Source organism: Skermanella mucosa (genome assembly GCF_016765655.2).
GTDB lineage: Bacteria > Pseudomonadota > Alphaproteobacteria > Azospirillales > Azospirillaceae > Skermanella > Skermanella mucosa.
The window spans coordinates 5,413,706-5,437,830 of the sequence record NZ_CP086106.1 but is presented as its reverse complement, the minus strand read 5'-3'; the positions used below and the strand labels follow the sequence as shown (position 1 = coordinate 5,437,830).

The 24,125-nt window shown below is 68.5% G+C and carries 18 protein-coding genes; 12 read left to right on the top strand and 6 right to left on the bottom strand.

Annotated features, from left to right (window positions below; translation table 11 throughout):
* Nucleotides 1-26: 26 nt before the first annotated feature.
* A complete protein-coding gene (locus tag JL100_RS25185; protein ID WP_202680621.1) occupies nucleotides 27-1,946 on the bottom strand; it encodes an adenylate/guanylate cyclase domain-containing protein in 1,920 nt (639 codons plus the stop codon).
* Between the two features lie 407 nt (nucleotides 1,947-2,353).
* Here JL100_RS25185 and clpX point away from each other — a divergent pair, with 407 nt between their 5' ends.
* Entirely contained in the window at nucleotides 2,354-3,598 is a 1,245-nt protein-coding gene (clpX, locus tag JL100_RS25180) for an ATP-dependent Clp protease ATP-binding subunit ClpX (protein WP_202680620.1), read from the top strand.
* 93 nt (nucleotides 3,599-3,691) lie between these two features.
* Here clpX and JL100_RS25175 read toward each other — a convergent pair whose 3' ends face one another.
* Entirely contained in the window at nucleotides 3,692-4,486 is a 795-nt protein-coding gene (locus JL100_RS25175; protein ID WP_228420899.1) for a thermonuclease family protein, read from the bottom strand.
* A 100-nt stretch (nucleotides 4,487-4,586) separates the two neighbouring features.
* Here JL100_RS25175 and pip point away from each other — a divergent pair, with 100 nt between their 5' ends.
* The 11 genes from pip to JL100_RS25120 all read left to right on the top strand — a co-directional run bounded on the left by pip (nucleotide 4,587) and on the right by JL100_RS25120 (nucleotide 17,662).
* Nucleotides 4,587-5,537: a prolyl aminopeptidase gene (gene pip / locus JL100_RS25170; RefSeq protein WP_202680618.1), complete on the top strand. Its 951-nt coding sequence runs from the start codon at nucleotides 4,587-4,589 to the stop codon at nucleotides 5,535-5,537.
* A gap of 91 nt (nucleotides 5,538-5,628) precedes the next feature.
* Entirely contained in the window at nucleotides 5,629-6,183 is a 555-nt protein-coding gene (locus tag JL100_RS25165) for a hypothetical protein (protein ID WP_202680617.1), read from the top strand.
* A 145-nt stretch (nucleotides 6,184-6,328) separates the two neighbouring features.
* Complete coding sequence (locus JL100_RS25160; protein WP_202680616.1) at nucleotides 6,329-6,526, top strand: hypothetical protein; 198 nt, start codon at nucleotides 6,329-6,331, stop codon at nucleotides 6,524-6,526.
* A gap of 264 nt (nucleotides 6,527-6,790) precedes the next feature.
* Nucleotides 6,791-8,539, top strand: a complete 1,749-nt coding sequence (locus JL100_RS25155) for a methyl-accepting chemotaxis protein (protein ID WP_202680615.1) — start codon at nucleotides 6,791-6,793, stop codon at nucleotides 8,537-8,539.
* Between the two features lie 262 nt (nucleotides 8,540-8,801).
* Complete coding sequence (rpmI, locus tag JL100_RS25150) at nucleotides 8,802-9,002, top strand: 50S ribosomal protein L35 (protein WP_158047224.1); 201 nt, start codon at nucleotides 8,802-8,804, stop codon at nucleotides 9,000-9,002.
* Between the two features lie 16 nt (nucleotides 9,003-9,018).
* Nucleotides 9,019-9,384, top strand: coding sequence for a 50S ribosomal protein L20 (gene rplT, locus JL100_RS25145; RefSeq protein ID WP_202680614.1), 366 nt, complete (start codon nucleotides 9,019-9,021; stop codon nucleotides 9,382-9,384).
* A gap of 135 nt (nucleotides 9,385-9,519) precedes the next feature.
* Entirely contained in the window at nucleotides 9,520-10,599 is a 1,080-nt protein-coding gene (gene pheS, locus JL100_RS25140; RefSeq protein WP_202680613.1) for a phenylalanine--tRNA ligase subunit alpha, read from the top strand.
* Between the two features lie 12 nt (nucleotides 10,600-10,611).
* A complete protein-coding gene (gene pheT, locus JL100_RS25135; RefSeq protein ID WP_202680612.1) occupies nucleotides 10,612-13,017 on the top strand; it encodes a phenylalanine--tRNA ligase subunit beta in 2,406 nt (801 codons plus the stop codon).
* A 111-nt stretch (nucleotides 13,018-13,128) separates the two neighbouring features.
* On the top strand, nucleotides 13,129-14,073 hold the full coding sequence (locus JL100_RS25130; RefSeq protein ID WP_202680611.1) for a cation diffusion facilitator family transporter: 945 nt from the start codon (nucleotides 13,129-13,131) through the stop codon (nucleotides 14,071-14,073).
* A gap of 193 nt (nucleotides 14,074-14,266) precedes the next feature.
* Nucleotides 14,267-14,593, top strand: coding sequence for a hypothetical protein (locus JL100_RS25125; protein WP_202680610.1), 327 nt, complete (start codon nucleotides 14,267-14,269; stop codon nucleotides 14,591-14,593).
* Between the two features lie 180 nt (nucleotides 14,594-14,773).
* Nucleotides 14,774-17,662, top strand: a complete 2,889-nt coding sequence (locus JL100_RS25120) for a PAS domain S-box protein (protein ID WP_202680609.1) — start codon at nucleotides 14,774-14,776, stop codon at nucleotides 17,660-17,662.
* 57 nt (nucleotides 17,663-17,719) lie between these two features.
* Here the strand turns inward: JL100_RS25120 and JL100_RS25115 are convergent, their stop codons facing one another.
* From JL100_RS25115 to JL100_RS25100, 4 genes are read right to left on the bottom strand one after another with little or no spacing between them, the layout of a single operon-like run.
* Nucleotides 17,720-18,076, bottom strand: a complete 357-nt coding sequence (locus JL100_RS25115; RefSeq protein WP_202680608.1) for a Lin0512 family protein — start codon at nucleotides 18,074-18,076, stop codon at nucleotides 17,720-17,722.
* On the bottom strand, nucleotides 18,073-19,575 hold the full coding sequence (locus JL100_RS25110) for an efflux transporter outer membrane subunit (RefSeq protein WP_202680772.1): 1,503 nt from the start codon (nucleotides 19,573-19,575) through the stop codon (nucleotides 18,073-18,075). Before JL100_RS25110 ends, JL100_RS25115 begins: the two co-directional genes overlap by 4 nt.
* A 28-nt stretch (nucleotides 19,576-19,603) precedes the next feature.
* Nucleotides 19,604-22,747: an efflux RND transporter permease subunit gene (locus JL100_RS25105; protein WP_202680607.1), complete on the bottom strand. Its 3,144-nt coding sequence runs from the start codon at nucleotides 22,745-22,747 to the stop codon at nucleotides 19,604-19,606.
* A gap of 27 nt (nucleotides 22,748-22,774) precedes the next feature.
* The gene (locus JL100_RS25100) at nucleotides 22,775-23,845 is read right to left on the bottom strand and encodes an efflux RND transporter periplasmic adaptor subunit (RefSeq protein WP_323378314.1); all 1,071 of its coding nucleotides are present in this window, start codon (nucleotides 23,843-23,845) and stop codon (nucleotides 22,775-22,777) included.
* Between the last annotated feature and the right edge of the window lie 280 nt (nucleotides 23,846-24,125).

Here is a 24,125-nt window from a genome sequence, read left to right as displayed (position 1 = left end):
CCGGGAAGGACAAGGGCCCGGGGTGATCAGGCGTCCAGCCTGAACACCTCGACCCGGCCGCTCCGGCCGCGCAGGCTCTGGGCACCCAGGGGGCAGAGGGGAACGCAGCCGCCGCTCTCCTCCGCGGTCGTGGCGCCCACCAGCACGATGATCTCGGCGTCGCCCTGCATCGCGGCGCCCAATTCCTCGATCCGCGCGGCGGTGTTCACGCTGTCGCCGACGATCGTGTAGTTGATCCTGCTGGCCGAGCCGATATTGCCGACCACCACCGGGCCGCTGTGCAGCCCGACGCGGATGCGGACCGCCGGCAGGCCGACCGCGAGACGCTTGGCGTTGTCGGCCCGGAGCGCCAGCGCCATGGCGCGGGCCGCGCGGAGCGCCCGGGCGGCATGGTCGTGCTGCACCTCCGGCGCGCCCCAGAACGCCATGATCGCGTCGCCGATGAACTTGTCCACCGTGCCGCCCTCGGCTTCGATGCAGGTGGCCAGCAGGGTGAAGTGGCTGTTCAGAAGGGCGGCGGTCTCGGCGGCGCCGAGATCCTCGGCCAGGGTGCTGAATCCCCGGATGTCGGTGAACATCACGGTCACCTGCCGCTCCTCCGAGACCAGGGCCGACGTTGCCCCGCCCTGGGCACTCCGGCGGATCAGGCGCAGCACCAGCCCCTTGGGAACATAGGTCTCGAACCAGCGCAGCCCGGCGACCATGGCGTTGAAGGCGTCCGCCGCGTTCGCCAGCTCGCGGAAGCGGCTGTCGGGCAGGGTCGGGGCGCTTCGGAAGTCGAGCGCGCTGACGCTGGCGGCGGCGGCGGCCAGCCGGGAGATCTGGCGGCTGATGGCGCGCCCGATCCAGAGGGCGGCGCCGACCGACACCAGCAGGATGCCGAGGCCGACCAGCCCGGTCGTCCACAGCCGCTCGATCTCGACCCCGACCTCGTCCAGGCGATAGTTGATTCCGACGGTCCAGGGCTGGGCGCCGTAGCCTTCCAAGGTGCGCAGCAGGAACAGGTGGCTGTCGTCGCCGATCTCGACCACCTCCGTGTTGGCGGAGTTGCGTCCGGGGATCACGAAGGTGTCCGCCGGCCGGCTGTCGCGCCACAGGCTGGCGAGGACGGGATCGTCGACCTGGTCGATGCGCGGCAGCGGCAGCCCGGCGCCATGGTCGGAGAAGTCGAACTCCTTGTAGCGCAGGGCCTGGTGGGCCAGTACGTGTTCCCGGCCGTAGAGCACGAAGGCGCTCAGCCCCTCGTCGACGTACAGTTCGGACAGGAAGCGCGACAGGTCCCCGATGGAGACCCCGACGATCAGCATGCCGATGAAGCGGTCGTCGCGCCGCACCCCCATGCGTACGGTCAGCAGGGTCGTCCTCACGTCGGGCGACCAGACCGGTTCGACCCAGAAAGGACCCTGTCGGTCCCTGGCTTCAGCCAGGGCCGCCGCCATATCGGGCGAGGCGGAGAGGTCGAGCTTGCTCTCCACCATCTCGCCGTTGATTCGGCCGGCCCTCGTCATTATCTGGTTCAGAGGCGTGAAGCCGATCCCGGTAACCTGGGGTGTCGCGGCCAGCGCCCCGCGCAATGTGTCGCGCATCGCTTCCGGATCGTCCGGATCCAATTTTCCGCTTTCGATCAACCCGTTCAGGTACGTGATCTGATCGCGCGCCGGATCGAGCTGATGGCGGACCCTTACCACGACGTTGTCGATCGCCAGGTCGGCCTTGTCGTTCAGCAAGGCAAAAGTATTGCGCCCGGCGCTGCTGAGCCCCAGGATGAGGACGCTTGCCACCGCGGCCAGCATCAGGGTGCCGAACCCCGCCACCAGGACGGCGGCGATCGGCAGACGCAGGCGGCGGCGCCGTCCGACGACCTGACCGGTGATCGGGGAGGTCGTCATCAGGGCGGCGGGGGGAGCGACCAAGGGTGTCGGTGCGTCGTTGGCCGCTTCGGTCATGGCCGGGAACTTACCCGGTGGGGACCTGGGCGGCAATCGCGATCGTAGGGGGGGCGACCGGCTGCTTCGGCTGGTCCGCCAGCGCTTATGGAGGATTTGCATGATGGCGTGTGACCGGAGGCGTGATAACGTGTCATGCGTGCCACGGCATGCCGAACCGCTTACAGGCCCAAGGCGTTCTATGTCATGCGTCGTGTTGACGCTGGCATGAAAGGTGTGCAGGACTGGTATGATCATGCAGTGCTGCAACAGGCTGGAACCTTCTACGCAGAAAATCCACCTCGGAACTGTTAACTGTTGGGGATGCACCATACATTGTGGATAGACGCGGATAATCCACACCGCTTCGCCGCATCGAGTCGTGATGCAGTTCCGGTTGCTCGCAGGGACCAAGGTACAGCCCGGATATGACGAAAGAACACTCGAACCAGACCCTTTACTGCTCCTTCTGCGGCAAGAGCCAGCATGAAGTGGTGAAGCTGATCGCCGGCCCGGCCGTGTTCATCTGCAACGAATGCGTCGATCTGTGCATCGACATCATTCGGGAGGAGAACAAGGAACGGGACACCAAGGCGGTCGGCACCCCGTCGCCGAGGGAGATCGCGGCGACGCTCGACAGCTATGTCATCGGGCAGGCCCAGGCCAAGAAGGTGCTGGCGGTAGCGGTTCACAACCACTACAAGCGCCTCGCCAACGGGGCGGGCGCCGGGCGGGGCGAGGTTGAAATCGCCAAGTCCAACGTCCTGCTGCTGGGCCCGACCGGCTCCGGCAAGACGCTGCTCGCCCAGACCCTGGCCCGCATCATCGACGTGCCCTTCGCCGTCGCCGACGCGACCACGCTGACCGAGGCCGGCTATGTCGGCGAGGACGTCGAGAACATCGTCCTGAAGCTGCTCCAGGCGGCCGACTACAATGTCGAGCGGGCGCAGCGCGGCATCGTCTATATCGACGAGATCGACAAGATCTCGCGCAAGGGCGAGAACACCTCGATAACCCGCGACGTGTCTGGCGAGGGCGTGCAGCAGGCCCTGCTGAAGATCGTCGAGGGCACCGTCTGCTCGGTTCCGCCCCAGGGCGGCCGCAAGCATCCGGGCCAGGAGTTCATCCAGGTCGACACCTCCAACATCCTGTTCATCTGCGGCGGCGCGTTCGCCGGCCTGGACCGGGTCATCGCGCAGCGCAACCGCGGCACCGTCATGGGCTTCGGGGCCGACGTGAAGGGGCCGGACGAACGGGGCGTCGGCGAACTGCTGCGCGAGGTCGAGCCGGAGGATCTGCTCAAGTTCGGCATGATCCCGGAATTCGTCGGCCGCCTGCCGGTGGTCGCGACCCTGGAGGACCTGGACGAGGGCGCCCTGATCAAGGTCCTGACCGAGCCGAAGAACGCCCTGGTCAAGCAGTACCAGCGGCTGTTCGAACTGGAGCAGGTCAGCCTCGAGTTCACCGAGGACGCCCTGGCGGCGATCGCCCGCAAGGCGATGCAGCGCAAGACTGGCGCCCGCGGCCTGCGGTCCATCATGGAAGCCGTGCTGCTTGACATCATGTTCGAGCTGCCGGGCATGACCGGCGTCGACAGCGTGGTGATCAACCGCGAGGCCGTCGAAGGCAAAGCCAAGCCGCTGCGCCTGCTGTCCCAGCGCCGTACGGCCTGACGGGACCGAACCTTTCGGGTGGAGGGCGGCCGGGTCGGAAGACCCGGCCGCCCTTTTTCTTTGCCGATCCGGCGGGCCGGCCCCAGGGTGCCGTCAGTCCAGCACCTCGACCTGTTCCGGATGCGTCAGGTCCATGGCGGGACCGTTCCGCTCGTACAGCCAGCCTCGCAGCCTCAGCCTCTTTCCTTCCAAGGCCTTGAGGTCCATGTCGGACGCCGAGAAGGTGCGCGCGTCCCGGGGCGCGATCGTGGCGGTGAAGTCCGTGCGATAATCCTCCCCGAAATTCAAGAAGATCCGGCCCCGTACGTCCGCGACCTGCCTGACCGTACCTTCGACAAGCTGGTACGTGTCCGGCGGCCCGACCCTGCCGTCCGCGTCCTGTACGCGGTAGTAGCCGAGCGCCCAGATCCCGCGCTTCGCAGCCCTGGCCGCCGCCTCCCGGTCGAGCATCTCCCGCGCAGCGGCGCGGTTATCGGGGAAGGTATAGACTCGGGCGAGGCCACGGCTCAGCATCTCCCCCTGCGCCCAGGTGCCGTCGTCGGTATGCAGGTGGGCAAGCGTGCGGCCGTGCCGGTCGCCCCGGGCGCCGCCGTGGGACAGTGTCACGCGCCGGTCGAGCACCAGCTTTTCCAACTCCTGCTTCGCTTCGCGCGCGAGCGGCCATTCCTTGAAATTCGGCCGGCTCAGCGGGAGCTTGGGCGCCTGGATGCCGACCAGCCGCACCTCGCCGCCGGTGTCCAGCACCACGGTGTCGCCGTCGATCACCTCCACTACGGTCGCGCTCGCTCCCCTGGCCAGGTCGCTGGCCAAGTCCTGGGTCAAATCCGCCGAGGCCGCGCCGGTCCAGGACTGGAACAGCAGGATGGACAGCGCGACCGCCCGCGCCAAAATGGCCGGTCCGTTTTCTGTTGCCCGCGCAACGCGGCTTTGCCACGGTGCGCGCCGTCCCATAAACTTGAATCCGCTCCACTTCATACGGCCCGCTCCTATGCCCCGCACCGAGTTGTTCCCCCCGCTCGATCCATACCAGACCGGTCTGCTCCAGGTCGATGCGGTCCATACCCTCTATTGGGAACAGTCCGGCAACCCGCGCGGCGTACCGGTGGTTTTCCTTCACGGCGGCCCGGGCGCCGGGGCGTCGCCCACGCACCGGCGTTTCTTCGACCCGTCCCACTACCGCATCGTCATCATGGACCAGCGCGGCGCCGGACGCTCGACTCCCCTGGGAGAGATCCGGGACAATACCACCGACCATCTTATCGCCGACCTGGAACAACTCCGGACCGAACTGGGCATCGAGCGCTGGCACGTGTTCGGCGGGTCCTGGGGCAGCACCTTGGGGCTGGCCTACGCGCAGGCGCACCCGGAGCGCTGCATCAGCCTGATGCTGCGCGGCATCTTCCTGATGCGCCGGTCCGAGATCCAGTGGTTCCTGTACCACATGAGGACGATCTTTCCCGAAGCCTGGGCCAACTTTTCCAACTTCCTGCCCGCGGAAGAGCGCGGGGACCTGCTCGAGTCGTATTACCGCCGTCTGACCGGCTCGGACTACGGCATGCGCATGGCGGCGGCGCGGGTCTGGAGCGTCTATGAGGGCGCCTGTTCGACCCTGCTTCCCAGCCCGGAGCTTCTCTCGGCTTCCGGCGAGGATACCCACGCGCTCGGTCTCGCGCGGATCGAGGCCCACTATTTCCGGAACAACATGTTCACGCCGGAGAACCGCCTGCTGGAAGGCATCGACCGGATCCGCGGCATCCCCGCGGTGATCGTCCAGGGCCGCTACGACATCGTCTGCCCGATCGCCACCGCGGACGAGTTGCACCGGGCTTGGCCCGAAGCGGACTACGTGGTCGTTCCGGATGCGGGACATTCGGCCATGGAGCCGGGCATTCGGGCTGCCCTCGTTTCGGCTACGGAAAAATTCAGGAATCTGGCCTGACGGTGAGTGTATCGCGGCGCCGCATGAACCATTTACCAGATGTTACATTTTGACCTATATGCTGGTCCCGTCGTTGTTCACAGGGGGCTCCGTGATCCAGATGCGTCGCATGATGGCAGTCGTGGTCGCGCTTGGATTCTGCCTGACGGCAGTCGAGGCTGCGGCCCAGGTCGGTTCCACCCAGCCGAAGCCGGAATACATCACCGGCGGCGTCGGCTATTTCGACCTCAAGCCGGCCGAGCCCAGCTCCAATGTCCAGCTGGAGTGGGGATTGGGCCTCAAATACTGGCTGTTCGTGCCCGAATCCGCCGGCTCCGCCCTGGCGCCCAGCGACCGCAACGCGGTAACGCCCGGCGGCACCCAGGGCGGCATCGGCCTTGAACTGTCGCTGGGCGACAGCTTCATCTTCACGCCGAGCATCGCCGCCGGAGTCGCCGACAAGGGGGAGGTGCGCGACCCGACCGATCCGCACCGGGGGCAGATCGAGATCCGGACCGGCATCGCCGCCGCCTATGAGTTCTCGAACGACTGGCGGCTGGGCGCGACATATTTCCACGTGACCAACCCGGCCCAGGACGGCACCTCGATGGGATATGGCGGGGACGTGCTGAACTTCACGCTGGCGGTGCCGTTCGGCGCGAAGTAACGGCGGTCGCCGGGCCCGGCGCACCTGAAACGACGGTGCGCGGGCGCATATGCCTCTAATTTTAGCAGTATACTACCGCGTCCGGGTTAATCGGCCGGGGCTCCGCGCGTATCCTTTATTCGGATATGCAGACCGGAGAACAGCCATGTCGGACCATCGCGCATTTCGCAGACCCTATCAGGATCCGGCTTCCGACGGATCGCCGCAGGCGGCGGTAGCGTTCCCGTCAATTCCCGAACTTCGGGGCTTCGAATCGGCAAAGCCGCTCCGCGACTTCGGTGCCGACCGCCCGATCCCTCCGGCCGACCGCCTGACGCGTCGCCTGCTCGACGCCGTCTTCTGAGGGGAGGGGGCCGTGGCATCCTGCGAACCTCCGGCACTGCCGTCCCCGACGGACGGTAGCCATACCCAGTCGCCGGCCGAGCGTATCGCCCGCCTGGCATGGGCCGAGTGCGCGGCTTCGACCACCCGGCGTGATGTCCTGAGGGACGCCACGGCCGGAGCGGGGCGCGAAAGCGCCGGCATGTTCCATAAATAATTATCTCAAGAGACAGTTAACCTATTTTCCCTAGACATGACTGGGCGTCGCAGCCGTACAACGATGTGAATGAGCGGCTTGACGGCGAAATCTCATGCTTCTGGGGGAAACGTGCTCAGCGCGTTCAAGAATTCAAAGATAGCCGCCCGGCTTGTATTCAGTTTCGGCGGCATTCTCGTTCTGCTGCTCGTCTTGACGCAGATAGCCGTTCAGGAGGTGAACACTATCAGCAGCCGTTTGTCGACGATCAACGACGTCAACAATGTCAAACAGAGATACGCGATCAATTTCCGGGGAAGCGTCCATGATCGGGCGATCAGCCTGCGCGACGTCACGCTGCTGGCCGACGGCGGAGAGATCGGGGCCGAACTCGGCACTATCGACCGGCTCTCCGCCGACTATGCCCGGTCGGCGGATCTGCTGGACAGGATGTTCCTTGCGCGCAGCGACGTCTCGCCCCGGGAACGCGAGATCCTCGCGAGCATCAAGGAGACCGAGGCCAAGACCCTGCCGCTGATCCGGAGGGTGATCGATGCCCGCCAGGCGGGGGATGTCGCCCAGGCCAGGGATATCCTGGTCGGGCAGGCCCGTCCGGCGTTCATCGAGTGGCTTGCCCGGATCAACCGGTTCATCGACCTGCAGGAAGAGGACAACCGCAAGGTCGCGGAAGACGCCCGATCGATCGCGCAGCGATTCCAGATGCTGATGTTCGCCCTGTGCGGCGCGACGCTTTGCGTCGGCGCCGGACTGGCGTGGTGGTCCATCCACTCGGTCAAGCCCCTGCGCCGGCTGACCGAGACGACGCTCCGCCTGGCCGGCGGCGATCTGACGACCGAACTGCCGAAGGCGACCGGCAGGGACGAGGTCGGCGACATCATCCAGGCGGTGCAGGTGTTCAAGGACAACATGGTCCGCGCCAAGCGGCTGGAGGAGGAGACGGCCGAGGCCGAGCGGCGCGCCGAAGCCGGGAAGCGGCGGGCCATGAACGATCTGGCCGATCAGTTCGAGCGCAGCGTCGGCTCCATCGTCAGCCTCGTCTCGTCCGCCGCGTCCGAACTGGAAGCGGCGGCCCAGATCCTGAACGGAACGCTGGAGAAGACCAACGACCAGGCCGGCACCGTGGCCACGGCGGCCACCCAGGCGACGGCCAACGTCGAGACGGTGGCGCTGGCCTGCGAGGAGTTGGCGGTATCGGTCCGCAATATCGGGCTTCAGGTCCGGCAGTCGTCGGAGATTTCGAACCGCGCCGTCCGCAACGCCGAAGCGACGCAGGGCACGACCGAGGGCCTCGTCTCCGCCACCCGGAACATCGGGGAAGTGGTCAAGCTGATCAACGACATCGCCCAGCAGACCAACCTGCTGGCCCTGAATGCCACGATCGAGGCTGCGCGGGCGGGGGAGGCGGGCAAGGGGTTCGCCGTCGTCGCGTCGGAGGTGAAGAACCTGGCCAACCAGACCGCCAAGGCGACCGAGGACATCACGGCCCAGATCGCGGACGTGCAGAGCGTCACCCAGCGCATGGTGAGCTCGATCCGGGAGATCGCCGAAGTGATCGCCGAAAGCAGCGCCATCGCGTCCGAAATCGCCACGGCGGTCGCGGAGCGGGACGCGGCGACCCAGGAGATCGCCCGCAACGTCCAGCAGGCTTCCGCCGGCACCTCCCAGGTCTCCGACGCGATCGTCCAGGTCAGCGGGGCCGCCGCCGAGGGTGGTTCGGCCGCGACCCGCGTGCTGTCGAGCGCCAGGGAACTGTCCCGGTCGGCATCCGGCCTGCGCGAGGAGGTCACGGCGTTCCTCGCCAAGGTTCGCGCGGCCTGACGGCCTCCGGGGTTCGCGCGGCCTGACGGCCTCTGGGGTCCGCGCGGCCTGACGGCCTCTGGGGTCCGCGCGGCCTGACGGTCGCCCGGACTCCGCGGACCGGGACTGCGGGAGGAGTCGCCGGCCGGCGCACTGGCTGCTTGCTTTCGCCCACGCGCCCCACTATAACCCACGGCTCATTCGGGCGGCGAGGCCGGGTCGTTGGACCCTACGGACATGCCCAACCGCTCTGATATCTCACTCCAGGTTCTTGGGAGCAGAAATGTCCAAGTTGAAGACCCACAGCGGTTCGAAGAAGCGCTTCAAGGTGACGGCCTCCGGCCGGGTCAAGGCCCAGGCCGCCGGCAAGCGCCACGGCATGGTCAAGCGTACCCAGAAGATGAAGCGCAACGCGCGCGGCACCATGGTGCTGGCGCCGCAGGATGGCGAGACCATCCTGAAGAACTTCCTGCGCAACGCCTGATCGGGAGACCTGAACCATGGCACGTGTCAAGCGGGGCGTAACCACTCACGCCCGTCACCGTAAGATCCTCAAGCTGGCCAAGGGCTATCGCGGCCGGTCCAGCAAGTGCTTCCGCATTGCGATCCAGAAGGTCGAGAAGGCGCTCCGTTACGCCTATCGCGACCGCCGCAACAAGAAGCGCGAGTTCCGTGGCCTGTGGATCCAGCGTATCAACGCCGGCGTCCGTCAGCACGGCCTGACCTATTCGCGCTTCATGAACGGCATGAAGCGGGCAGGCATCGACGTGGACCGCAAGGTCCTGGCCGATATCGCCGCCCGCGAGCCGGAAGCGTTCAAGGTCCTGGTCGACAAGGCCCAGGCCGCTCTCGCCCAGGCTGCTTGATCCCTTCGGGCGCCCATCCATAGGGGCGCCAGAGCGATCGACGGCGATTGACTAGGGGGCCGCCCGGCTGGGCTGGCCCCCTTTTCGCGCTTGCCGCACCGGTTTCCGGCGGCGCCCAACCTTGACGAGGAACCCATGTCCGCTCTCGAAGCGCTGAAGACGGAATTGCTGACGGCGGTGAGCCAGGCCGCCGATCTGGCCGCGCTGGAAGAGGTCCGCGTCGCCGCACTAGGCAAGAAGGGCCGCATCACGGGCCTGATGGCCGACATGCGCAGCCTCTCGCCCGAGGAGCGCAAGGAACGCGGCCAGCTGATGAACGCCCTGAAGGACGAGGTCGGCGCGGCGCTGGACGCCCGCAAGGCCGAGCTGCACAAGGCGGAACTGGCCCGGCGCCTGGAGGCCGAGCGAATCGACGTCACCCTGCCGGTCCGGGCGGAGAGCCAGGGCCGCGTCCATCCGATCACCCAGACCATCGACGAGCTGACAGCGATCTTCGCCGACATGGGATTCTCGGTGGCCGAGGGGCCGGACATCGAGGACGACTTCCATAACTTCACCGCGCTGAATTTCCCGCCCGGCCATCCGGCGCGCGACATGCACGACACCTTCTACCTGCCGGACCGTCCGACGGACGGCAGCCGCATGCTCCTGCGCACCCACACCTCGCCGGTGCAGGTCCGCTCGCTGCTGGCCGACAAGGCGCCGATCCGCGTGATCATCCCCGGCCGGACATATCGGTCCGACTACGACATGACCCACACCCCGATGTTCCATCAGGTCGAGGGGCTGGTCGTGGACGAAAAGACCAGCATGGCGCACCTGCGCGGCTGCCTGATCGAGTTCTGCCGCGCCTTCTTCGACGTGGACGATCTGCCGCTGCGCTTCCGGCCCAGCTTCTTCCCCTTCACCGAACCGTCTGCGGAGGTCGATATCGGCTGCCTGCGCCGCGGCGGCGAACTGAAGATCGGGAACTTCGGCGACTGGCTGGAGATCCTGGGCTGCGGCATGGTGCATCCCAACGTGCTGGAGAACTGCGGCATCGACAGCACGAAGTACCAAGGATTCGCCTTCGGCATGGGCATCGAGCGCATCGCCATGCTGAAATACGGCATTCCCGACCTGCGCACCTTCTTCGAGGCCGACCTGCGCTGGCTGAAGCATTACGGCTTCGTGCCCCTCGACGTGCCTTCCCTGGCCCAGGGCCTGAACCGATAAGGACAGCCGACGATGAAGCTTACCTTTTCCTGGCTGAAGGCCCACCTGGACACCGGGGCCGACGTCGAGACGATCTCTTCGAAGCTCACATCACTCGGCCTGGAGGTCGAGGAGGTCGTGGACCGCGCCAAGGGGCTCGAAGCCTTCCGCGTGGCCTACGTGGTCTCCGCCGAGAAGCACCCCGACGCCGACAAGCTGCGCGTCTGCATGGTCGATACCGGGTCCGAAACGGTCCAGGTCGTCTGCGGCGCGCCCAATGCCCGCACGGGCATGAAGGGCGTTTTCGCGCCGACCGGCTCGGTCATCCCGGCGACCGGGGTGGAGCTGAAGAAGGGCGTCATCCGCGGCGTCGAGTCCAACGGGATGCTCTGTTCGGAGCGTGAAATGGGGCTGTCGGATGCCCACGAGGGCATCATCGACCTGCCCGGCGACGCCCCCGTGGGTGCCCCCTTCGCGACGGTGGTCGGCCTGGACGATCCGCTGATCGACGTCTCGCTGACGCCGGACCGGGCCGATTGCGCCGGTGTGCGCGGCATCGCCCGCGACCTCGCCGCGGCCGGCCTGGGCGAGTTGAGGCCGCTGGAGACCACGCCGGTGCCGGGCACCTTCGCCAGCCCGATCGGCGTCACGCTCGATTTCGGGCCCGGGGACGTGTCGGCCTGCCCGATGTTCGTCGGCCGCCTGATCCGCGGCGTGAGGAACGGGCCGAGTCCGCGCTGGCTGCAGGATCGGCTCCTGTCCATCGGGCTGCGGCCGATCTCGGCCCTGGTCGACATCACCAACCTGCTGACCCATGACATCGCCCGGCCGCTGCACGTGTTCGACGCGGGCAAGCTGCGGGGCGGGCTGACGGTCCGGCCGGCCCGCGCGGGCGAGACGCTGCTGGCCCTGAACGGCAAGGAATACACCCTCGACGAGGGCATGACGGTGATCGCCGACGACAGCGGCGTGGTCAGCCTGGGTGCCGTCATGGGCGGCGAGAGCACCGGCGTCACCGAGACGACGACCGACGTGTTCCTGGAGGCGGCGCTGTTCGACCCGGTGCGCACGGCGCGGACCGGCCGCAAGCTGTCGATCGACAGCGACGCCCGCTACCGGTTCGAGCGCGGCGTCGATCCCGCCTTCGTGATCCCCGGCGTCGAGATCGCGACGCGGCTGATCCTGGAGGCCTGCGGCGGTGCTGCCAGCGAACTGGTGGTCGCCGGGTCCGAGCCGTCCTGGCGGCGCGAGCTGACGCTGCGTCCCGGCCGCATCCTGGAGTTGGGCGGGGTGGACGTTCCGGTTCCGGAACAGGTGCGCATCCTGGAGGCACTGGGCTTCGGCGTGACGGGGCGGAGCGACGGCGTCATGGCCGTGCTGCCGCCGAGCTGGCGCGCCGACATCCATGGCGAGGCGGATCTGGTCGAGGAAGTGCTGCGCGTCCACGGCTACGACCACATCCCGGCGATCCCGCTGGAGCGGACGGCGGCGATCACCCGCCCCGCGCTGAACACCAGGCAGAAGCGCACGGCCATGGCCCGGCGCGTGCTGGCGGTGCGCGGCCTGTCGGAGGCGGTCACCTGGTCCTTCATGTCGTCGGCCCATGTGGACCTGTTCGGCGGCGTGACGGACGGGCTGCGCCTGCTGAACCCGATCAGCGCCGACTTGGACGTCATGCGTCCCTCGATCCTGCCCAACCTGATCCAGGCCGTCGGCCGCAATGCCGACCGGGGCTATCCCGATGTCGGCCTGTTCGAGGTCGGGCCGGTCTTCCGCGACCCGTCGCCGCAGGGGCAGGACACGGTCGCCGCCGGCGTCCGGTCCGGCACCCTGGTGCCGCGCCAGTGGGCGGAGAAGCAGCGCCCGGTGGACGCCTTCGACGTCAAGGCCGACGCCCTGGCGGTGCTGGAAGCGGCGGGCGCCCCGACGGGCAACCTGCAGGTCACGGCCGACGCTCCTGCCTGGTACCATCCCGGGCGCTCCGGCGTCCTGCGGCTCGGCCCGACGGTGCTCGCCCGGTTCGGCGAGGTGCATCCGGAAGTGCTGGACGCCCTGGGCGCCAAGGGGCCGGTCGCGGCGTTCGAGGTGATGCTCGACGCGGTGCCGGTGCCGAAGAAGAAGGGCGGGACGGCCAAGCCCCTGCTGCGGCTCTCCCTGTTCCAGCCGATCCAGCGCGACTTCGCGTTCCTGGTCGACGCCTCGGTCGAGGCCGAAAAGCTGGTGCGGGCGGCCAAGGGGGCGGACAAGGCGCTGATCACCGAGGTATCCGTGTTCGACGTCTACCAGGGTCAGGGGATCGAACCGGGCACCAAGTCGCTCGCCATCACGGTCACCATCCAGCCCACCGGCAAGCCGCTGACGGAGCAGGAGATCGACGCGATCGGCACCAAGATCGTCGCCGCGGTATCGAAGGCGACCGGCGGCACTTTGCGCGGTTGACAACGATCGGCTCCGTCCATGGTTTAATGGAGAAACGGTTCGGCCGGCGGCGGGCAGCCCGATGCCCGCCGCCGGCCACCGACGGTCTCCTGAACCTCGGAGGTGCCTGGCATGGGCTCCCACTCCCACCCCCATCCCCACCACGATCATGGCGGCGGGCACGGCCACTCCCATGGCCATTCCCATAACGAGCGCCGTCTGCTGCTGGCCCTGCTGCTGACCGGGGGCTTCATGGTGGTGGAGGCGGTCGGCGGGATCCTGGCCGGCTCGCTCGCCCTGCTCGCCGATGCCGGGCACATGCTGACCGACACCGCGGCGCTGGCCTTGTCCTGGTACGCCTTCAGGGTCAGCCGGCGGCCGGCCACGGCGGACCGGTCCTACGGGCAGCACCGGTTCCAGGTGCTGGCCGCCCTGATCAACGGCGTCACGCTGATCGCCGTGGCCGCCTGGATCGTCCTGGAGGCGGCCGAGCGGCTGCTGGATCCCGTCCCCGTCATGGGCACCACCATGCTCGCCATCGCCGCGACCGGCCTTGCGGTCAACGTCGCGGGGTTCCTGATCCTGCACGGCGGCGACCAGGAGAACCTCAACATGAGGGGGGCGGCGCTCCACGTCCTGGGCGACCTGCTGGGCTCGGTCGCCGCCATCCTGGCCGCCGGCGTCATCCTGTGGACCGGCTGGACCCCGATAGATCCGATCCTCTCGGTCCTGGTCGCCCTGCTGATCCTCCGCAGCGCCTGGACCCTGGTCTCCAGGTCCTGGCACGTGCTGATGGAGGGAACGCCGGAAGGGCTGGACATCGACCGGCTCAGCCGGGAATTGGCCGACGCCGTCCCCGGCGTGGCGGACGTCCACCATGTCCATGCCTGGTCCCTGACGCCCGACCGTCCGCTGATCACCTTCCACGCCAGCCTCGCCGCAGGCGCCGACCAGGACGAGGTGCTGCGACGGCTCCGCCAGGAACTGGCGCGCCGCTTCGACATCGAGCATTCGACGATCCAGCTGGAGCGGGACCCGTGCCAGGTCGAGCCCTGCCGGGGCAGGACCTTCGCCTGAGGCGACCGGCCGGGCAACCAGGGCGCGAAGCGGCGCCCGAAAAACCGTCGACTGAAAAAAAAACGAGGGGCGTCAACGTGTAGTGAACCATTTCACAGCGCGGCCCCCGATCCGGGGCCACTCTCCCGCCAGTCCTCATCCCTTGGATTTCTATCGGAAGTCGAAGGGCACCAGGAAAGCCAGGAGCGCCGCGATGACTGTGATCCCGTTTCCCGCCTGCCGCTTCACGCCTGCCGATCTGGTAGCCTTCTACCGGATCGCGCTGCCCAAATGCTCGCGGGGCGCCTGGGCCGCCGTCGCCCGCCAGACCGGCCGGCACCATGACAGGCTGCTGATCTCGCTGCCTGGGATCGAGGATCCCGTCTTCATCTTCGAGCGCGATGGAAGCGGCCGTTACCGGCTGTGGTTCCGGGAAGGCGGCACGCGCTGCATCGGGTCGGCCGCGACGGCGGAGGAATGCCTCGGCGTCTGGCACGCGGCGCCGGTGCCCAGGCGATCCGGCGCGGTGCCGGGGCGCTGACGCTCCGGATCAGATTAAATGTATATTAACTATGATGGTCGAGTCTTCGGATCCGTAGCGATACCGAAACGACCTTTCCGTCTCGTCCCCGAGGGACGGGCCGATTCGAACCGGCGGCGCAATCCATCGACAACCGGCGCCTCACGCCCCTCAACTGCCGATCGGCCGCGGCGCGTCCAGATGAGCTTGCTCTCACGCCTGATCCTGATCTTCCTCTCCATCCTGGTCCCCGGGGTCGGTATCGGCATCTTCACCGATCACGAGGCCCGGAACTTGGCCGAGGCGGCCGTTCGGGAGGAGGCTTCAAGGCTGCTCGACCGGGTCCAGGGGGAGCAGGCGCGCGTCTTCGACGGCATCCGCCAGATCGCGGCCCTGGTCGCGGCCACCGATGCCGTCCGCACCGCCGACCATGCCCAATGCCAGGCGCAGCTGAACAGGACCGTCCAGCGGCTGTCTCCCCACCTGACCATTTCGGTCACCGATCGGCAGGGCGTCCTGCTTTGCTCCAGCCGGCCCGACCAGGTCGGGCGCTCGATCGGCGACCGGTCCGACATCATGGCGGCGCTGAAGACCGAGGAGATGGTGGTCGGCGAGTTCATCCGACCGGACTCGACGGCCGGCGGCGGCGCCTTGCCGTTCGCCCTGCGCTACGGTGACGATGCCGGGCAGGCGGGCGGCATCGTGACCGTGCTGCTCGATGTGGCATGGTGGAACGCCGTTCCCGACGAGGTCCCGCTGCCCGACGGCGTTTCCCTGATCGTCACCGACCGCGCCGGGACCATCCTGGCGGTCCGGTCGGCCCACGCGAAGGCGCCCGGCTCCGAGACCCCGGAGGTAATGGCGACGGTCCGTCCCTCCGCCGCGGTCCGGGGGCTTTTCGTCGGCATCGGCATCGGCATCGACCCGGAGCAGATCCGCCAGCGGCTCGACGAAGTGATGCGGCATCGGACGCTGATGATCGGCGCCGGGCTGCTGGCGGCCCTGGCCGCCGCCGCGGCGCTGGCCTACCGTCTCGTCCTCCACCCGGTCGCGGCCCTGGTCCGTACCGCCGACCTGTGGCGTGCCGGCGATGCAAGGGCGGGCGCCTTCTCCAGCGACGACACGTCCGAGTTCGGGACCCTGGGCAGGACCTTCGACGCCATGGCCGACGCGCTGGAGCGCAGCCGGCAGGAACGGGAGCGGGCCGAAGCGGCGGCCGACCGGATGGCCGCCGTCCTGGAAGGCACCGCCGACGGGATCTGCGAGATCGACGGCGGCGGGCTGATCACCTACGCCAACCAGCAGTGCCGGACCCTGCTGGGCGGCGACCGGGAACTGGTCGGCATGCCGCTGCTGGAGGCCCTTCCGGAAGCGCTGGCCGACACCTTCCGGACCGAATGCGCCCGGGCCCTCGCGGACCAGGTCCCGGTCAGCTTCGAGGCCTATCCGGCGCCGCTCTCGCGCTGGCTGTCGGTCAGGCTGATGCCATGCCGGGACGGCCTGCTGGTCTCCTTCCAGGACATCACGGAGCGGCGCGAGACGGAACTCTGCATCGAGCGGGCGGAGGCCCATTACCGGGCGATCGTCGACACCGCCGTGGACGGGATGGTCGTGATCGACCACACCGGGATCATCCAGTCGTTCAACCCGGCGGCCGAGCGCATGTTCGGCCATGCCGCCGCGGAGGTGATCGGCCGGAACGTCACCGTCCTGATGCAGGACCGCGACGCCGCGGTCCATGACGGCCACATCTGGAACTACCGGCACGGCGCCGACCGCAACGTGATCGGGCGGAAGCGCGACCTGGAGGGGCGGCGCAAGGACGGCACGGTCTTCGCGCTGGAACTGTCGGTCGCCGAGTGGTCCGACGGGCGGCAGCGGTTCTTCACCGGCTTCATGCGCGACATCACCGCGCGCCAGCGGACCGACGCCGCGATCCAGGCGGCGCGCGACGAGGCGGTGGCCGCCCGTGCGGAGGCGGAGCGGGCCGTCCTGGCGAAATCGAAGTTCCTGGCAGCCGCGAGCCACGACCTGCGCCAGCCCGTGCAATCCCTGTTCTTCCTGGGATCGGCCTTGGCCAACGGGCTTCAGGACCATCCCATGCTGCCGCTGGTCGGCAGCATCAATCAGGCGACCGAGGCGCTCAAGCTGCTGCTCGACGGGCTGCTCGACATTTCCAAGCTGGATGCCGGCGTGATCACGCCGCAGGTGACCGACATGCCGGCCGACGACCTGCTCCGCCGCCTCGGGGCCGAATACGCCCACCGTGCCGAACGGCAGGGGCTGCGGCTCAAGGTCGTGCTGTCCAACGGCACCGTGCGGAGCGACGCCATTCTGCTGGAGCGGATCCTGCGCAACCTGATCGAGAACGCGCTGCGCTATACCGAGCGGGGACGCATCCTGATCGGCTGCCGCCGGATCGACCTGGACACCCTGCGCATCGAGGTGCGGGACACCGGCATCGGCTTCCCGGCCGACCAGGCCGAGTCCATCTTCGAAGAGTTCCACCGCATCAACCCGGGGGAGGGCGGCGATGCCGCGGAGGAGGCACAGGGCGTCGGGCTGGGTCTCGCCATCGTGCGCCGGCTCGCCGGGCTGCTCGGCCATCCCGTTTCGGTGACCTCGACGCCGGGCCGGGGCTCGCGATTCTCGATCGACGTGCCGCTGGTCGCTTCGGTCGCCGCGGCCGTCACCGCGCCGCCGGTGCCCGAGCACCCCCGCGGACGGGGACTCGCCCTGATCCTCGACGACGAGCCGGTGATCCTGATCGGGCTGAGGCTGTTGCTGGAGAGCTGGGGCTACCGGGTGCTGTCGGCCCGGAACCCGGGCGACGCCCTGCGCCGGGTGGCGGACGACGGGGTGCCCGACCTGATCATCGCCGACTACCGCCTGGGCGACGGGGTCAAGGGACCCGATGCGATCGGAAAGCTGCGGGCCGCCACGGGTGCGGAAATTCCCGGCATCATCCTGACCGGCGACACGGCGCAGGAACTGCTCGACGAGGTCGAGGGCGGCGGCTTCGACCTCCTGCACAAGCCGGTGGCCTCCCACGAACTGCGCCGGAAGCTGGAAGACCTGTGCCGGATCTAGGGAGGGTGCGCGTCCCGAGCGCCAGGGGCGGCGTGACGCCGCCCCTCCGCATCGGTTTCAGATGCCGACCTCGACGGCGGCGTTGACGATGTAGATCATCTCGTTGGCGTCGCCCTTGTCCGCCAGGAAGATGCCGCTGGGTGCCAGCATGCCGCCGGCGACCACCTCGATGCTGACCTGGCCGTAGGGGAAGACGGCGCGCACGGCGTCGTGGTCCAGCTTCTCGGCGTCCGCCGGCACGGCGAGATGTACCCGCACCTGCATGCGGCTGGTGTCGCCGTCCACCAGGGTGCGCATCCCCGGCATGGAGTTGCGCTCTATCGCGTTCCGCACCGCCCGCACCGCCGCCTTGGTCACGTCCTGACCGTGAAGGTCGGCGCCCATGCCGAGCTCGACGAACATCACCTGCTTCATGGCTGGTCTCCTCCCTTTGCAATCCGGGTCGGCGGGGCTTGTCCCGGATCGCCCGCCATCCTCACGGGTTCGGCCGGGACGCCGCCACCCAGCACCTTGTACAGGGTGACGAGATTGCCGAGTTGGGACAAGCGCGCGTTGATCAGGTCCTGCTGGGCCGCGTAGAGCGACCGCTGGCTGTCCAGCGCGTTGAGGAAGCTGTCCAGGCCGCGGTTGTAGCGCAGGATCGACAGGTCATAGCTCGACCGGGTCGCGTCGACCAGGGCGCTCTGGGCCTCCAGCTGGTCGTCCAGCGTGCCCTGGGCGGCCAGCGCGTCGGAAACCTCGCGGAAGGCGACCTGGATCGCCCGCTCGTACCGGGCGACCCCGATCTCCCGCTGCACCTTGGTGCTCTCCAGGTTCGCTTCCCGCAGGCCGTAGTCGAAGATCGGCAGCCCGATCTGGGGCAGAAAGCTCCAGGCGCCGCTGCCGCCGTCGAACAGGCCCGACAGGGCGGCGCTGGCCGTGCCGGCCGAGGCGGTCAGCCCGATGGTCGGGAAGAAGGCAGCGCGCGCGGCGCCGATGTTGGCGTTGGCCGCCCGCAGGTTGTACTCCGCCTCGATGATGTCGGGGCGGCGCCGGAGCAGGTCGGAGGGCAGTCCCACCGGCAGGTCGGCGACGAAGTCGCCGGTGCCGAGCGACGGCGCCCCGTCCAGCACGGAATCGTCGATCGGAGTGCCGGCGAGCAGCGCCAGGGCGTTCTTGTCCTGGGCGATCAGCCGGACATAGGCCGCCCGGTTGGCCCGCGCCGTCTCCACCGCGGTGCGCGCCTGGGCCACGTCGAGCTGGGTGCCGACGCCGCGGTCGAAGCTGCGCCGGGTCAGGTCGAAGGACTGCTGCTGGGTGCGCAGCGTGTCCTCGGTCAGCTTCAGAAGCTCCTGGTCGGCCAGCAGGGTCAGGTAGGCGTTGGCGACCTCGGCGATCAGCGCGATCCGCGTGGCGGCCTGGGCCTGCTCGGTCGCGAAGAAACTCTCCAGCGCCGACTGCTCCAGGCTGCGGATGCGGCCGAACAGGTCCAGCTCGAACGAGGTGGTGCCGAGGCTGGCTTCCCACTGGCTGCCGACCGACGCCCGCCCGGTGCGCGACAGGTCGGCCGGCGTGCGCTGGCGGGTCAGGCTGCCGCCGACATCGACCGCCGGCAGCAGCGCGGACCGCTCGATGCGGTACTGGGCCCGGGCCTGCTCGACGTTGAGCGCCGCGACCCGCAGGTCGCGGTTGTTGTCCAGGGCGGTCGCGATCAGCTCCTGCAGGCGCGGCGACCGGAAGAATTCCTGCCAGCCCAGGTCGGCCAGCATCGGTCCCGCGCTCGCCGGCACGGCCGCCGCCGAGTCGGCGTATGCCGGACCCGCCGGCCAGGACTGCGGCAACGGCGAAGCGGGCCGGATGTACTCGGGGATGAAGGAGCATCCGCCGAGCAGCAGCAGGGCCAGGGATGCCGGGGCGAGGCGCCGTTTCGTCATGGTCTTGTCCGTCATTTCCTTCGCCTCGTCAGTCGGCCTGGGCCGGTTCGGGTGTGCCCTGGCGCTCCTTGGGCGCCCAGCGGGCGACCAGCTTCAGCACCGCCACGAAGAACACCGGCACGAAGAAGATCGCCAGCACGGTGGCCGAGATCATGCCGCCCATCACGCCGACGCCGATGGCGTTCTGGCTGCCCGAGCCGGCGCCGGTGCTGATCGCGAGCGGCAGCACGCCCAGGATGAAGGCGAAGGACGTCATCAGGATCGGCCGAAGGCGCTGGCGGCAGGCCTCGATGGTCGCCTCCAGCAGGCCCATGCCCTCGTCATGCATGTCCTTGGCGAACTCCACGATCAGGATCGCGTTCTTCGCCGACAGGCCGATGGTCGTCAGCAGGCCCACCTGGAAATAGACGTCGTTGGGCAGGCCCCGCAGGTGCGCCGCGACGACGGCGCCCAGGACGCCCAGCGGCACCACCAGGATGACCGAGGCCGGGATCGACCAGCTCTCGTACAGGGCGGCCAGGCACAGGAACACGACCAGGATCGAGATCGCGTACAGGGCCGGGGCCTGCGAGCCGGACAGCCGTTCCTCGTAGGACAGGCCCTGCCACTCGAAGCTGATGCCTTCGGGCAGCTGGCGCGCTAGGTCCTCCATGATCGCCATGGCCTCGCCCGAGCTGACGCCCGGAGCCGCCTGGCCCTGGATGTTGATCGAGGAGACGCCGTTGAACCGTTCCAGCCGGGGCGAGCCGTAGTCCCAGTGGGTGGTCGAGAAGGTGGAGAACGGCACCATCTCGCCCGCGGCGTTCCGCATGTACCAGCGGTCCAGGTCGGACGGCAGCATCCGGTAGGGCGCGTCGGCCTGCAGGTAGACCCGCTTGACCCGGCCGTTCTCGATGAAGTCGTTGACGTAGCTGGAGCCCCAGGTGGCGGTCAGGGTCGTGTTGATGTCCGCCAGCGACAGGCCCAGCGCGCTCGCCTTCTCGCGGTCGATGTCGATCCTCAGCTGCGGATTGTCGTCCAGCCCGTTGGGCCGCACGCCGACCAGCGACGGGTTCTGCGCCGCGAGGCCGAGGAGCTGGCCGCGCGCCTGCATCAGCGCCTCGTGGCCCAGGCCGCCGCGGTCGACCAGCTGCATGTCGAAACCGGTGGCGTTGCCCAGCTCGATGATGGCCGGCGGGGTGAAGGCGAAGATCATCGCGTCGCGGACCTTGGACAGCGACGCCATGGCGCGCGCGGCGATGGCGCTGACGGCGCCCTCGTCGCTGCCGCGGACCTCCCAGTCCTTCAGGTTGGCGAAGGCGATGGCGGTGTTCTGGCCGCGTCCGCTGAAGCTGAAGCCGGCGACCGCGAAGATGCCGTTGACGTATTCCTTCTCGTCCTCGAGGTAGTGGCGCTCGACCGCCTCCACGGTCTCCAGCGTCCGTTCCAGGGTGGCGCCCGGCGGCAGGGCCATCTGGGTCAGCAGGATTCCCTGGTCCTCGTTGGGCAGGAAGGCGGCCGGCAGGCGGACGAACAGCACACCCAGGCCGGCGACGATCAGCAGGTAGATCAGCAGGTACCGGCCGCGCCGGTGGATCATGTGGCCGACGCCCCGCTGGTACTTGGCGTTGCCGCGGTCGAAGGTGCGGTTGAACCAGCCGAAGAAGCCCTTGCGCGGCTGGCCGTGGCCCTTGACCGGCTTCAGCATGGTGGCGCACAGCGCGGGTGTCAGGACCAGCGCCACCACCACCGACAGCGCCATGGCCGACACCACGGTCAGCGAGAACTGGCGGTAGATGGCGCCGGTCGAGCCGCCGAAGAAGGCCATGGGCACGAACACGGCGGACAGGACAAGCGCGATGCCGATCAGCGCGCCGGTGATCTGGCCCATGCTCTTGCGGGTCGCCTCCCTGGGCGACAGGCCTTCCTCCGCCATCACGCGCTCGACGTTCTCGACCACGACGATGGCGTCGTCGACCAGCAGGCCGATCGCCAGCACCATGGCGAACATGGTCAGCGTGTTGATGGTGAATCCGGCCGCCGCCAGCACGCCGAAGGTTCCCAGCAGCACTACCGGCACCGCGATGGTCGGGATCAGCGTCGCCCGGAAGTTCTGGAGGAACAGGTACATGATGACGAAGACGAGGACGATCGCCTCCAGCAGCGTATGCACCACGCCCTCGATCGACAGCTTGACGAAGGGGGTCGTGTCATAGGGGTAGACGACCTCCACCCCGGCGGGGAAGAAGGGCTTCAGCTCCTCGATCCGCTCCCGCACGGCGGCGGCGGTGTCCAGCGCGTTGGCCCCCGTCGCCAGGCTGATGCCCATGCCGGCGGCCGGCTTGCCGTTGTAGCGCGCGACCGTGTTGAAGTTCTCCGCCCCGACCTCGACCCGGGCCACGTCGGACAGCCGGATCTGGGAACCGTCGGTATTGACCCGGATCAGGATCCGGCTGAACTCCTCGGGGGTCTGCAGCCGGGTCTGGGCGATGATGGTGGCGTTGAGCTGCTGGCCCGGGGTGGCCGGGGCACCGCCAAGCTGGCCGGCCGACACCTCGGCGTTCTGCGCGGTTATGGCGCCCACCACGTCCGTCGTGGTCAGGCCGTAGCTGATCAGCTTGTTCGGGTCCAGCCAGATGCGCATGGCGTGCTGGGCGCCGAACAGGGTGACGGTGCCGACGCCGGTCACCCGGCTGATCGGGTCCTGGACGCTGGAGGCCACGAAGTCGGCGATGTCGTTCTGGGGCATCGTGCCGTCGGACGACACGAACCCCATGACCATCAGGAAGGTGTTGTTGCCCTTGGAGACCTGGACGCCCTGCTGCTGCACTTCCTGCGGCAGGCGCGGCATGGCGAGCTGCAGCTTGTTCTGCACCTGCACCTGCGCGATGTCGGGGTCGGCCTCCGGGTTGAAGGTCAGGGTGATCTGGGCGGTGCCGGAGCTGTCGCTGTTGGAAGAGATGTAGCGCAGATGGTCGAGACCGTTCATCTGCTGCTCGATGACCTGGGTCACCGTGCCTTCCAGCGTCTGGGCCGATGCGCCCGGATATGTGGCGCTGATGCGGATGGACGGCGGGGCGATCGAAGGGTACTGCTCGATCGGCAGCCCGAGGATGCTCAGGCCGCCCGCCAGCATGATCACGATCGCGATCACCCAGGCGAAGACCGGCCTGTCGATGAAATATTTTGACATGTTGGATCCGTGATCTAGGCCCGGCCCTTACCGGGCGTCTTCCGCCTGGGCGACCGCGCCCGGCTGGCCGGCGTCGAGCGCCACCGCGTTGACCTGGGCGCCGGGCGCCACCTTCTGGGTGCCCTCGACGACGACCCGGTCGCCGGGGGCCACGCCCTGGGTGACCAGCCACTTGTCGCCGATCGCCCGCTCCGCGCTCACCGTCTTCTGGGAGGCCTTGCCGTCGGGGCCGACCGCCCAGACGAAGGCGCTGCCGTCGGGCCGGCGGACCACCGCCTGCTGCGGCACCATGAAGACGTCCTCGGCGGCGCCCCAGTTGACCTTGGCCCGGACGAACAGGCCCGGCAGGAGGTCCTGGTTCGGGTTCGGGAACACGGCGCGCAGCCGGACCGAGCCGGTCGTCTCGTCGACGCTGACTTCCGAGAATTGGAGCTCGCCCTGGTGCGGGTAGGCGGCATCGTTCGATCCCCCGACCAGCAGGGTGACCGGCGCCTTGCCCTCGACGCTCTGGATCGCGCCGCGGCTGACGGCCTGGCGCAGGCGGAACATCTCGGCGCTCGACTGGGTCACGTCCACGTAGATCGGGTCGAGTTGGGTGACCGTCGCCAGCTCCTGGGTCTGGTTGGCGGTGACCAGGGCGCCTTCGGTCACAGTCGAGCGGCCGATCCGGCCGGCGATCGGCGAGGCGACCTTCGTGTAGTCGAGGTTGATCTGCGCCGTCCGGATCGCCGCCTTGGCGGAGGCGACCTGGGCCTCGTTCTCCAGCAGGGTCGCGGCGATGTCGTCGTAGTCCTGCTGGCTGACGGCGCGCGACCTGACCAGGTCGCGGTAGCGGGCCGCCTTGGTCCGGGCCGACTTGGCCGCTGCCTCGGCGCGCTGGAGCTCGGCCTTGGCGGTGTCGAGCGACGCCTGGTAGGGGGCGGGGTCGATCTGGTAGAGCTGCTGCCCCGCCTCGACCTCGGCGCCTTCCTCGAACAGGCGTTTCAGGATGATCCCGTTGACCTGCGGCCTGACCTCGGCCAGCCGCGCCGCCGTGGTCCGTCCCGGCAGCTCCGTGGTGACATCGACCGACTGCGGCTGCAGCGTGACGACACCCACCTCCGCCGGCGGGCGGCCCTGGCCACCCTGTTGGGTTACGGCGCCCGTGTCATCACACCCCGTCGCGAGAAAAAGCATCGCAACGGCAATCGAGGAGTTCCTGACTGACCAGAAATTCATCATCGCAGCCCCATGACCTGTCTGTTTTTCTTGAAGAAGCGACCCGGCGGGCGGCAGGACGCACACCCGCATTGAACCGGACGGCTCTGTACTGTACGATACAGTATAGTGCGCAGGTGCAAAGAACAAGTCTGTCTGATCGGAGGATGCTGAATGGCAG